A 12545-nucleotide genomic window follows, 5' to 3' on the forward strand; every position below is an offset into this window, starting at 1 on the left:
TCACCTCTCCACGATCGTAATAGTATATGGACTCATATCCAGACCAGACCAGCGTACCCTTGGGGCTGGCTCTGGAGCAATGCTCGTCCGCAGTAGCTTGCCGCGCAGGCTCTCCAATTGAGGATCATCCGTAAGTACATACCGAATTAGCAACTGGCATTCATCGGATCCGTTGCTGTTCTCAGGAGCCTGTTCTTGCACTGTAATCTCTGAATGAAAAAACTGTACCCATAGATCAATAGCATCCGGTGTGCGTGCCCAACGGGTTAATTCCTCAGCGGTAAAAGCCTCCGCAGTAAATGTAAAGCTTCCCCGCTCGGCAAGCGCATGGAACACAGGCTTCCACAGTTCAACGACTTCCGCCCAAAGGATACCTTTAGGAATATATGGAACGGTCTCAGCATAGAGCTCATCTTCAAGTTCATCCAACACCACATCCGGGATAAAGCCAACCTCTTGCTCCTCCCAAGCCCAGGGAAGTGGATAAACAAAATCCTGATTCGGAGCGAACAATCCGCCGAGCAGCAGTTCAAAGCTGTCGCCGTTTGGTAGACCCTCTTCTTTAATCCACTCCTCCCAGACATGCGTACGGAAGTTAAAGCCGGCGGCTCCCCAGAATAATTCAGGGAAGTTCAATCTTAAATTGGTCTCCACCTCAAAAATGTTCAAGACTATCTCGGCCAGCTCATCGTGTACACGCCGAGAGAGCTCAACTCGTTCAGAAAGAATACGGATCTCATTGAAGTCGATTACATCTTTCTCGTCATTAGCTAGCCGGGCCAGAGAACGATGAATATTATCAAAATGTTTGCGTTCTTCATTGAACTGCTGATGGATTTCTTCGAGTCGCTGATGCCGGGCCATTCCGAATTCACTAAAAATATGCTTCGGATTACGGCGCAATGCATTCCGATATTCCTGCTGCTCATGGGTCATCTTTCGAACCCGGGAGATAAGCTCATTCACATCCTGAAGCGCCCGAGTTACACGTCCATGCTTAATATGCATCTGAATCTCGAGCAGCTTGATACTGATCTGGAACTCTTCAATAATCTCATGACTCATAAAAATAAGCTCCATAGCATATTCGGAGAGACGATAGATTGTTCTGCCACTCTCTTCCCAGCTACTGCGGGTCGCATCTTCATCCACCATGAAATACTTATATTTCTGCACAGACATTTGCCGAGCCGCATCATCATAATAATAGGATTCGAAATCCCCACCATTTCCGCTCCAAAGTAGGCCGTCCACTAAACGTTCTACGGATTCGGTAGTCCCGAGATTCGCGATATTGAAGCGTTCGAGCGCAGTCCATGCCAGCGCTATAATATCTTCCTTGGATCTTCTTTCATTGGATTCCAGCTCCAAATAATAGACTTGCAACAAGATGCTTAAAGACACCATTTCTTTGTAAGGTTGGATTTCGCCAAGGTTCATCCCAGCCCCCAGATTCCACAGGGGATTCAATCGTTTATTTCGTTCGCCAAAATCCGACCAATTCATCTTTCTGCCATCCTCACCATCACTTCATAATTTAAAATTTCCTGCGGAACCCTTAGGTCCTCCTCCAGTAATCGTTCAGTAAATGCAATCAGTTCCAAGTTACTAGAGAGCTCTTGGAGTACGTTGTGCAGATGATCCGGGTTACATATCTGTGGAAGCTTATATGTATACGGCTCCTCTGTCAGCTTCATCATCTGTTCATAAATTGGAAGCGCCAGTTGGAGATTTAAATCCGGATAACTGACTTTCAATTTACCGTAAATATCCCAACCTGCCTTGTCCATATCTCCGACATATAATAGGGTGGTTTGAAGTGGATCAATATTCAATTCCTCTAGAAAGAGCAAGCTACTATCGATCTTCCAGCCTTCACCATAAATCAGCATGTCCGGAGATAAACCACAAATCATCATATCACTAAGCATTAATCGTTTGGCTGAGTGGAAGAATGATTTATTCTCAACAATAAGAATATTTCGTACGGTTACTGCTGGCTTGACGTAATAAATAAACGGTTCCCTTGCATTTACACATTTTAGGCTTTCCAGTGTTAGTTTCACTCTAGTAAGAAATTGTTTTCCTTCAGGATCAGAGAGCCATTTCTCTTGACCAAACAATTCCAGTGACCTTTCATCTATAGTAATCATCTCGCGATCCTTCACCGTACGCAAAAAATTAGAAACCCGTTCTATCCGGCTCCAAAGCTCTTGCGTCTGAGTTTCAGGACGAATCAAGTAATAATGAAGATCTAGCAAATCTTGCACCCTTAACACAGCTGAAGGATCCCACCTCGATTGAGCCGAGGTACTCTTAGATAACCAATAAGAAGTAGGTATAGAGGGTTGTTTATAGCTCATCGGACTAGATTTTATTGGTTCGAGGTAACCCTCAGCCACAAGCTCGGTTATAGCGACCGCTAGAGCACGAAACCCTCCGCCTAACAATTCATATTCTGCCGGTGTTTCATAAACAGTTCTAATGATTGCTTTTTCCAGCTTATCAAGTTCTACTTTACTTCTCCCTGTACGGACAGCGCCAAACTTTTTCTCTAACGCATTCATAAGAATCGATCTCAAACGATCACCCTCACCAAATAAAAATAAAACCCATATACATCCGTATAGGGTTCTGAAGTACGCGAATATATGTTTCTATTATATCAATCCTTCGAAGGTTATGCTATTTTTTGTTAAACAAAATCATAAATTCTATTCATGTATTTCTACTCTACAGCATCTGGATTATACGCCATACAATACTGCTCTAGTGTACTGTTTGGTAAAGGGATAACTTGGACTGTACGAAACTGAAAATGCTCATAGATAGGTAGATTGCTTGGCGTCTGTGTCTCTAACGTACATAATGCATTCTTCTCACGGCATTCGGCAAGCAGCGGCTTCATGATCTTCGATACATACCCTTGTCCACGGTAACGTTCTTGCACCACAAGCATATCTAAATGCAAATACTTCTGATCACCAAACATCGATAACCATAAGGAACTCATACTGCGCAGAGTAGTTAGTCCTCGAATAAATCCTCGCACACCAATGATTCGGCAAATCGGTAAACACTTGAGAATCGCCAGCCCAATTTGTTTCATATAGTTGACGTTCGAAATCAATGTCCCGCTCTGACGCTCCGAATGGAACACCAAGGCGACAGCTTCATAATTAGTTGACGTCGTTAGTAAATCCGAATAAGGATACAACATCTCGATATAACGATGAAAAAAAATGTTTAATACGCGGAGTCTGGTTGTTTCATCAGGCAAAATATGCTGATACAGTGGATCATCCTTTGCGAAGGCTTCTGCCAGAACGCTGGCGGCTTTTGTAATGTCCTGCCGATGAATTTTAATTAATGTACTACAAATAGTTCCACCTCATTTAATTTACTTTCGCGATAGGCTCGGTAGTGAACAAGCCATTCAAGAAGATTATAACTTGTGTAGTCAAGTCCTCATTTAAGAGGATGATCTTAGATATAGCACGATGGTTCTATTGTCATTTCTTCATTGAATGCGATATGATTAAAAAGATTACAAAAAATACTGGGAGGAAAAATGGAAGATATTATACTGTGGCTTAAATACTTGTTTCTAGGTTTTGTTCAAGGGGCAACTGAACCAATCCCCGTTTCCTCGAGCGGCCATTTGATCATCGCGCAGAAATTGCTAGGCTTAAAACAGAATGGGCTATCCTTTGAAATCTTAACAAATACGGCTTCTCTAATTGCGATTTGCTTTATTTTCCGCAAAGATATCGGAAGATTGATCACTGGATTCGTTCAATTTATTCTGACTCGCAAAGAGGAATATAAGTCAGATTTTATGTTCTCTTTGTACATTATCATTGGCACCATGCCTGCGGTTATCGTAGCCTTGTTCTTTAAGGATCAAATTGAGGAGATCTTCTCGTCAGTACACACCGTGTCCATCGCCTTGCTGGTAACCGGGGTTGCTTTGTGGTTAATTCGTAATCTTCGCGGTCGTAAACAAGATGGGGACTTAAAAGCGAAGGATGCAGTCATAGTCGGACTTGCCCAAGCTGTAGCTCTTATTCCTGGGATAAGTCGCTCAGGCGCAACGGTCATCTCTTCCATCGCTGTGGGAATGAAGCAAGAAACTGCTTTACGCTTTTCTTTTATGCTGTATATTCCGATCAGTCTGGGCGGACTTGTTATGGGTGCATCTGATATTGCCCATGACCCGAACCGAGCGCAACTAGCAATTCCATACTTAATTGCATTTATCACTACACTAATCGTCACGTATTTTTCTATGCGCTGGTTTATGGGGATTATGGCTAAAGGTAATTTGAAGTACTTCTCTTATTACTGCTTCTTGGCTGGGATACTACTCCTTATCTTCATGTAAGCACATGATTTCAAACAAAAGCCCTCATGACAATCTCTGGGATTACAGAGAGCATGAGGGTTTTCCATCCTATTTTAAGAGGGATATTACTTCACCACTCGACCGGATCTTGCCGATTCTAGGGAAAATCGTTTTACACACATAGTCATGCTCTTCTTTTGTAGAAGCAGTCATTGCATCCTCCACAAAAACTTGGTTGTAACCAAGCTGATAAGCTTCTCTAGCTGTCGTATCCACACCGATGGATGTAGAAATACCACACAATACAATCGTATCTATACCGCGGCGACGTAACTGCAAATCAAGATCCGTTCCGAAGAACGCCCCCCACTGACGTTTTGATATCACATGTGCGTTTTTGAAACTAGCTAATTCAGGCACCAAGGTATCCCAGCCTTCAGGAAAGGCTCCTGCACTCATCTTCAAGTCTGTTTGAGGTCTTAACATATCATGTCCATCTAACGAGGATACTCTTACAAGTACAACAAATGCACCCTTTTCAGTGAAGGCTTGAACTAAACTGCTGCCTTTCTGAACCACCTGCTCACCTGTATGTGGTCCCTTATTAGGCATGTTAACAATTCCATTTTGCAAGTCGATAACAACCAGTGCCGTTTTCTTTGCATCAATACTTTCAGTTTCAGATCTCTTTAAGTCTTCCATTGTCTTCTCTCCCATTTAAGCTTAGTTTTTTATACACTTTAAAATAAACCCAGCCTGCATTTATCAATAGCAAAACACTCGTAATAAAGAATACATCCCGGATCCCAAACCAGGCTGCCACCTGCCCACCTAGAACCGAACCCGCAAATGTGCCAAGATAACCTGCCGACATGTTAAAGCCAAAGACTCTGCCAGTCAGCGCGTCCGGTGTGATTTTCTTAACGAGGATATTCACAGAAGGTATTAACCCACCTGCCGCTAATCCTAGTAGAAAACGCAATCCCATTAACTGCCAAGGATTCTGAACAAACGCTTGTGGGATGAATAGAAGTCCTGCGGCTATAAGCGCAACTAGTATAACTCTCTGAGCTCCTATTCGGTCAGATAGCTTCCCAAGCCTTGGAGCAGCAATGATGTTAGCCAGCCCTGAAGCTGAGAAGGTCATCCCTGCAAGTAGAGCCACATGACTGGCACTCTTGGAGAGCTGAGTAACATAAACCGTAATGATCGGCTCTACAGAGTATAAAGCAACGGTTAGAATAAAGAAGGTTACAAACAAGGTGAGCGTTAGGCTTTTCTCTGGAATACTACTCCAGACCTCTTTGATGCTAAGCGTCTTTTTATCTTCACGATGAAAAGATTCCTTCACGAACAAAGCCGTTGTGATGAAAGCAACAAGCATCAGTCCACCCGTAACAAAAAATGAACTTTGCAAACCCAAGCTCTCTGCAATGAAACCACCAATCGTTGGACCAAGCAAAGCTCCAGCAATACTAGCTGTTGAAAGGGTGCCTAATGCATAGCCTGCATGTTCTTTATCCGTCTGAGTTGCGATTAATGTAGTACAGGCTGTACTATAACCCGTAATTGTGCCCTGTAATAATCGAAGCGCAATTAGTACATACACATTAGGTGCAAAGCCCATACAGCTTATCACGATCGCCATCCCAAGACTTGCCCGCAAAAGCATTGGTTTCCGTCCGAACCTGTCCGCCGCCAGTCCCCAAATGGGTGAGAATATGGCTGAAACAATAAAGGTAATTCCAAAAGCAATGCCAGAAAACTGAGCAATGGAATCGGCATTGTCGACGCCAAGATGCTTAATGTACAGTGGTAATACTGGCGCAATCTGGCTCATACCCACACCTGTTACAAACATACCAAACCAGCAGACGATTAGATTCCTTTTCCACATGGACATAAAAAAGCCTTCTTTCTGCTAACAATAACAACCTCATATTAACAGTCAGATTGGCTCTATACCATGCATTATTCTAAACTCCATGGACATTTTTGCTCTGAAATTCTGAAGGGCTGATGCCTGTCATTCTTTTGAAAATCCTACTGAAATAAAATTCATCCGTAAATCCAAGGGTTTGCGCAACTTCTTTAATTTTTATATCCCCTTCGAGGATCAGCTCTTTCGCTTTATCAATTTTCATTTTATTAAAGAACTCAATAATCGAATAACCTGTGATGTCTTTGAACGCTCTCGACAAATAAGCAGGTGAAAGCTGTACCAAATCTGACAATTCGCTCAAGCTGACTTTTTTATTGATCTTTTGATGCATATAATTAATGATTTTTTCCACCTTTAATGAAGTGGAGTAATTTTGACTTTGTTTTTGTGTATTTTGAGCAATCGCGATGATTAGCTGCTGTAATAACGTCTTTGCTACAAATTCATAGCCTGGGAGTTTTGTATTCCAGCTCTGAATCATTCTTCCGAAAATATCTTCCACCTGATAATAATCCTTTAATTCGGTTACAGCTTGTAGATGGAGTGTTTCTACATTGCCATTAATACCCCATTCTCCTTCATTCATACTCACCTTCGCATAATTGAAATGAACGGAGAGAAAGCATAAGGGATCTTCTGCATCTATTTCTATAGAATGCTTAACATCTGGACAAATGTAGAATAACATCCCTGCTTTAAAAGAATGTCGTTTTCGATCAATCATAAAACTTCCCTTCCCACCCGTCACTAAGATGAGTTCATGATGCTGCAGGGTTCTGACTATTTTTTTGGAAATTCGCTTGGCGTCATTCGAGTTATGCCTGTAATTACAATATAGAATGTGGAAAAAAAGATTATTTATATTCATAAAATCCTCCAGCAAGCTCAGTTCTGCAACATAACCCATTATTCAACGGATAAAAAAAACACTAACAAGAGTTAGTGTCCTTTATTCGTTATTGTATTCTTTAATTCTGAAAATCGCAAAAATAGTTCAATCCGGATTAGGGTCTCTGAATGAATAGCTGTGTCCAATAATGTTGATATCGACTAGTAGATGTTCCTCCTACATAACCAACCCCAATATCCGTAAAGCGAGGATCCAAAATATTAGCTCTATGGCCAGGGCTATTCATCCACGATCTCATTACTGCTTCAGGTGTGGCTTGGCCTTCCGCAATATTTTCTCCATAAGCACGCCATGCCACTCCAAATCGATCTAACATTTGAGAGGGGGTACCATAGGTTGGGGAGGTATGGCTAAAATAATTATTATCCCTCATATCTCTTGATTTCAAAACAGCAAGATCAGTAAGCCGAGAATTAAGAGTTAAAGCAGCAATTCCTCTACTTGTCCGTTCCTCGTTGACTAATCGAAAGACTTGTAACTCAAATGCGTTAGCTTGTCTAATATGAATCCTTGGCTGCCCTACTCTTTTCGTCACGGGACTACGTTTCGCTTTTACTCCTTTACTCAAAGAACTCTTAACTCTTCTGATTGAAGATATTCTTTGCTTCATGCTTTTCCCTCCTACAATGTATTTATAACAATATATTGTGGAAGAGGTCTTTACGCTTGTACCAAAGTCTATAAATATATTTAATTGATATTTATTTGTGAGCTAGCGCCAAGGAATTATTAACTTGATTTTTCTTTACCTTGACATGCGTTAGTTACTTTATGTTAATATAAATAAACGATAACGTTGATATATCATCTATATTTAAATTAGGAGAGATCAGATGGATTCAAAAGACCCGCTAGGCTTAGTTATTCGCGATTTGCATTTAGAAATAGCCAATTATTTAACAAAATTGCTTGCACCAGTTCGACTTGCGCCTGAACAACATTTACTTATGGCTTTGTTGCTTGAGAAAGAAGGTCTATCTCAGAACGAGATTGCTACTAAACTTGGAAAGGACAAAGCTAGTATTGCCCGAATGATCGCTAGCTTAGAGAATAAGGGTTACATTCATAAAGTAACAAGTAAGCAAGATCGTCGTTCGGTAAATGTTTTTGTCACAGAAGAGGGCAGGACATTAGAGACTACAATCAATGAGGTAACGATCAGATTGAACGAAATTATTGCGACAGGATTATCTCCTGCGGAGTACTCAACGTTAAAGACTTTGTTAACTCGTGTGCAGAATAATGTAAGAGATGCATAAAGCATTTTCGCCCTATAGTTGACATATCATCTATTCTACAAAATAATTCGAATCCATTTCTGAAAAGAGGTTTATCCCTATCATGGAATCAACAGCAACTGTTCAAGTTAAACGTCCCGCGCTAATGGCTTTCTCACTTATGCTAGGTGCATTCGTCGGGCTATTCAGTGAAACTGCCTTAAATATGGCATTTACCAACTTAATGGATGAATTTTCAATTAACGCCTCAACGGTTCAATGGCTAACCACAGGATATTTACTTGTACTAGGAATCCTTGTTCCGATATCCGCCCTATTAATGCAATGGTTTACTACTAGACAATTATTCACAGCTTCCTTGCTATTATCTATCGTCGGTACTTTAATTGCTGCCCTCTCCCCTAATTTCAGCTCATTATTAATTGCGCGTTTAGTGCAAGCCTTGGGAACAGGTTTATTGCTTCCCCTAATGACGAACATTATTCTAATAATTTTCCCTGCACATAAGCGCGGAACCGTCATGGGGATGATGGGATTGGTTATTATGTGTGCACCGGCTATCGGGCCAACTTTATCGGGTTTAATCGTCGATCATTTTGGCTGGGAGTTTATCTTTTGGATCAGCTTACCTTTATTATTATTTACATTTGGATTTGGATTAACCTTCATCAAAAATGTAGCCAAAATCTCTAAGCCTAAAATAGATATTTTATCCATCCTACTTTCTACTTTCGGATTTGGTGGCATCGTATTTGGATTTAGCAACCTCGCTGATCATTCTTTAAGTGAAATCATTGTCTATCTGCCTCTTATCGTTGGTGTGATCAGCTTAATCCTGTTTGTATTACGACAATTTAAATTGGAATCGCCAATGCTGAATTTACGCGTGTTTAAATATCCCATGTTTACAATAGGTTTGATTATGGTCTTTTTAGGAATGATGATCATTTTATCCTCTGCCATTTTATTGCCCTTATATTTAAAAGGAGGGTTATTATTATCAGCTACAGCTGCAGGAGTTCTACTCCTTCCAGGCAGTGTGATTAACGGAGCTATGGCTCCAGTTACTGGGAGAATATTCGATAAATTTGGCCCAAAACTATTGCTGCCGCTTGGATTCTCAATGGCAACCCTTGCAGGTTTTCTATTTACAAGCAACTCAACTGAAACCAGTAGCCTGACCTTTATTTTAATACACTGCGCAATGTTTATCGGATTAGCCATGGTCATTATGCCCGCTCAAACCAATGGCTTAAATCAATTACCCGTGAAATATTATCCGGATGGGGCTGCTGTCATGAATACACTTCAACAAATAGCAGGTGCTCTTGGTACAACATTCGCTGTTACGCTAATGTCTAGCGGACAAACACGATTCGCTAATACACATCCAACTGCTGCACAGCCTGAAATTTTAACCGCAGGAATTACACATGCATACTTATTTATCGCAGCAATTGCAGGGATCGGATTGATTTTATCCTTATTTGTGAAGCGTATTAGAGTTTATTAATTTTAATCAAAAAAGACAGTGGACATAAGCTGTCCGCTGTCTAAATTTTAATCCATATATTTTTCATAAAATACTAAGGTTAACTTATCGTTTATTTGCTTTGTTTCTTCTGTTCGTTTATATCCTACCTTTTCATATAAATAGCAGTTCCTCTGCTCTTGCTCAATACTATCCAGCTCCCATTTTTTCGCGTCATTATATCTCTGTTCAATGATTGCAAAAACCTGCTGGGCGATCCCCATCCCCTGGTATTCTGGCATAATAAATACGGGGCTGACACGGTAAGTATTATTTTCCTTTTTAACAATTCGGACACCGCCCACAGCAATATCAGAATTCTTAATCATATAATAATCTGTAAAAGACTGATTAATTCGATTTATCATTTTTTCTACGGATTCATTGGCAGGGCTGGTTTCATAATCCTTATATTTCTCCAGTAATGGCATAAAGGCTTTGACTTGCATCTGATGAATAAATTCTGCATCACTTACGTCTGCTTTACATAAAGAAATCCCCATAAAGATGTACCCTCCATTAAAATATATTACTATCAATAAGGTTTATAGTTTGTTTTTAGGTATGATATAGAGTGATCCGTCTTCCTTGTATTCAGCATAAGCAATGTCCTCAACGCATTGATAGCCATGCTCCCTGATCCATTCCTGGATCTGTAACTTATTCATCGGTCTGCCACGCATCGAATCTTCCAGCAGCCTACCTTTATCAATAACTGTAATGGAAAAAGAGGAAGTCTGCTCCGATTGCTCCTCTTCAGACTTGCGCATAACCGACAGTGAGCCATTCGTTTCGAGCAGAGCATACTTTACTTCACTTAGAGAAAAAATATTTTGCTGCCGCAGCATGAACAGTAGTTGGGTAAACTCAATATCGTATTTCTCCATCAAATCCTGATTCACTTTGCCATCGTCAATTAGCAGCACTGTCCGGCCTTCCGCCATGTTCCCGAACTTCACAAAATGGGTAGTTGCCTTTTCAAACAAATAAGACAAAGCGGTCCAGATGAAAAGCGCAAACAGCAGATGCCAGATCTTCACCTCATCATCATATATCGTATTCCCTACAATTTCACTTAAAATCAATGATGACAGGAAATCGAGTGGCGTCAATTGACTAAGCGTCTTGCGACCAGTGATAAAGGTAATGATCCACAAACCAAAGAAACTGATGATCAGTTTGACACCTATAGTTATAAATATCTCCATTGCTGCACCTCCAGATGGATTCACACAGGCTTGAAGCCTTTTTACACAAAATCCATTCATGAGAGGTATTACACTTTCCTAATAGAGTATAAACAGTTCGCTTAAGTAGGGATAGTTATAAGGAATGTAGTTCCTTTGCCCTTTTCGCTATCGACTTCAATGCTTCCTTTCACTTTATCAATGGTACTGTAGACCATAAGCATTCCCAGTCCTGTCCCTTCGGCTTTGGTCGAATAATACGGCTTTCCAAGACGCGATATTTCATCCTTAGTCATGCCAACTCCGTTATCCTTAATACTGATCATTATATTTTGCTTTTTTTCAAATATATCGATAAATAGGGTGCCGCCTTCTGTGTCCTTCATTGCTTCAATACCGTTTTTATACAAATTAATTAGACATTGCTGAATCTGGTTTCGATCATAACTCTTATTTAACGAATTATTAAAACTGAATTGGACCTCTACTTTGTGCATGGTGGCAAAAGGCATGATGATATTTTTAGTATATTCTGATTCTGCCTCCATGTTGGAGTAAACCATATTGTCGGATTGTGGCTTGGCAAATGAAAGATAGTCACTCACAATTTTTTCAGCTCTCTGGAGCTCCTGTAAAGATAACTCTATAAATCCCTTCTCCTCTTGAGTCATCGTTTTCGATTTATTCAACAGCTGCAAAAAGCCGCTGGTCACCGTAAGTGGATTTCTTATTTCATGTGATACGCTAGCCGCTAACTCGCTGACGACATTTAATCTTTCCGACTGCATAATTCGATCACGATTCTTAATATTAGTGATAATCTTTTCTATTAAAATCATATTGATAATCATCACTCCGACATGCGTCGTAAAGGCATTTAAGGTGAGAATCCAGAATTCTCTATTTGACGTTCCCTGTGCAAAACTTAATATAGACAGATAAAATCCCATCGTTAAAAAAGAAATTACAGTTGCCGCGATGACGCGACCTTTCGAATCTAATTTTAAGAATTTTTTACTATATAGGGGTACTAAAATCAGGATTATCGTTGCAAAAATAAAAGATTGTAATGTGCCCTCACCACCCACATAGAATCGATAGATATTTAAAATGATATATAGGGGCAGAACATTCTTATATCCACCAAAAAGTGCCACAATAATAAACGGGACATATCTCAAATCAAATATAAAGCCAATATCGAGTTTAAAAGGTTTGGCTATACAGAGACACATGGTCACTGCCGACAGTAAAACAAGAATCTTACTATTATAGGCATACGCTCGATTTTCAAAGAAAATTAGAAAAATTAAGATTGGAAACAATATGAACATAAAATTTAAAAGCAAAGTCTCAAACAAGGGATAACTTCCTTTCAGGCTAGTGTTGCTT

The 12545-nt window shown here is 40.3% G+C and carries 13 protein-coding genes; 3 read left to right on the plus strand and 10 right to left on the minus strand.

What is annotated here, in order from left to right; all coding sequences use genetic code 11:
- The 3 genes from QNH28_RS19215 to QNH28_RS19225 form a co-directional block, all read right to left on the minus strand.
- Complete coding sequence (locus QNH28_RS19215; RefSeq protein ID WP_283908105.1) at window positions 1–1506, minus strand: hypothetical protein; 1506 nt, start codon at window positions 1504–1506, stop codon at window positions 1–3.
- Entirely contained in the window at window positions 1503–2582 is a 1080-nt protein-coding gene (locus QNH28_RS19220) for a Wadjet anti-phage system protein JetD domain-containing protein (RefSeq protein WP_283908106.1), read from the minus strand. The genes QNH28_RS19215 and QNH28_RS19220 overlap by 4 nt, the downstream gene beginning before the upstream one ends.
- A gap of 146 nt (window positions 2583–2728) precedes the next feature.
- The gene (locus tag QNH28_RS19225; protein WP_283908107.1) at window positions 2729–3109 is read right to left on the minus strand and encodes a GNAT family N-acetyltransferase; all 381 of its coding nucleotides are present in this window, start codon (window positions 3107–3109) and stop codon (window positions 2729–2731) included.
- Window positions 3110–3571: 462 nt separating this feature from the next.
- Between QNH28_RS19225 and QNH28_RS19230 the strand changes: the two genes are divergently transcribed.
- Window positions 3572–4384: an undecaprenyl-diphosphate phosphatase gene (locus tag QNH28_RS19230; protein WP_283908108.1), complete on the plus strand. Its 813-nt coding sequence runs from the start codon at window positions 3572–3574 to the stop codon at window positions 4382–4384.
- Between the two features lie 69 nt (window positions 4385–4453).
- Here the strand turns inward: QNH28_RS19230 and QNH28_RS19235 are convergent, their stop codons facing one another.
- The 4 genes from QNH28_RS19235 to QNH28_RS19250 all read right to left on the minus strand — a co-directional run bounded on the left by QNH28_RS19235 (window position 4454) and on the right by QNH28_RS19250 (window position 7807).
- Window positions 4454–5047, minus strand: a complete 594-nt coding sequence (locus QNH28_RS19235; RefSeq protein ID WP_283908109.1) for a hydrolase — start codon at window positions 5045–5047, stop codon at window positions 4454–4456.
- Window positions 5025–6248: a multidrug efflux MFS transporter gene (locus QNH28_RS19240; protein WP_283908110.1), complete on the minus strand. Its 1224-nt coding sequence runs from the start codon at window positions 6246–6248 to the stop codon at window positions 5025–5027. Before QNH28_RS19240 ends, QNH28_RS19235 begins: the two co-directional genes overlap by 23 nt.
- 73 nt (window positions 6249–6321) lie before the next feature.
- Window positions 6322–7194, minus strand: coding sequence for an AraC family transcriptional regulator (locus tag QNH28_RS19245; RefSeq protein ID WP_349654998.1), 873 nt, complete (start codon window positions 7192–7194; stop codon window positions 6322–6324).
- Between the two features lie 97 nt (window positions 7195–7291).
- Entirely contained in the window at window positions 7292–7807 is a 516-nt protein-coding gene (locus QNH28_RS19250; protein ID WP_283908112.1) for a CAP domain-containing protein, read from the minus strand.
- A 223-nt stretch (window positions 7808–8030) separates the two neighbouring features.
- On the opposite strand from QNH28_RS19250, the gene QNH28_RS19255 reads away from it, so the two are divergent.
- Both QNH28_RS19255 and QNH28_RS19260 read left to right on the plus strand, forming a co-directional pair.
- The gene (locus tag QNH28_RS19255; protein WP_283908113.1) at window positions 8031–8456 is read left to right on the plus strand and encodes a MarR family winged helix-turn-helix transcriptional regulator; all 426 of its coding nucleotides are present in this window, start codon (window positions 8031–8033) and stop codon (window positions 8454–8456) included.
- An 82-nt stretch (window positions 8457–8538) separates the two neighbouring features.
- The gene (locus QNH28_RS19260) at window positions 8539–9948 is read left to right on the plus strand and encodes an MDR family MFS transporter (RefSeq protein WP_283908114.1); all 1410 of its coding nucleotides are present in this window, start codon (window positions 8539–8541) and stop codon (window positions 9946–9948) included.
- A gap of 47 nt (window positions 9949–9995) precedes the next feature.
- Here QNH28_RS19260 and QNH28_RS19265 read toward each other — a convergent pair whose 3' ends face one another.
- The 3 genes from QNH28_RS19265 to QNH28_RS19275 form a co-directional block, all read right to left on the minus strand.
- Complete coding sequence (locus QNH28_RS19265; RefSeq protein WP_283908115.1) at window positions 9996–10469, minus strand: GNAT family N-acetyltransferase; 474 nt, start codon at window positions 10467–10469, stop codon at window positions 9996–9998.
- 42 nt (window positions 10470–10511) lie between these two features.
- Window positions 10512–11174, minus strand: a complete 663-nt coding sequence (locus QNH28_RS19270; protein WP_283908116.1) for a DUF421 domain-containing protein — start codon at window positions 11172–11174, stop codon at window positions 10512–10514.
- Between the two features lie 101 nt (window positions 11175–11275).
- Entirely contained in the window at window positions 11276–12514 is a 1239-nt protein-coding gene (locus QNH28_RS19275) for an ATP-binding protein (protein WP_283908117.1), read from the minus strand.
- Window positions 12515–12545 lie beyond the last annotated feature (31 nt).

Origin of the sequence: Paenibacillus sp. G2S3, assembly GCF_030123105.1 — a bacterium.
In the GTDB taxonomy this organism is placed as follows: domain Bacteria; phylum Bacillota; class Bacilli; order Paenibacillales; family Paenibacillaceae; genus Paenibacillus_AQ.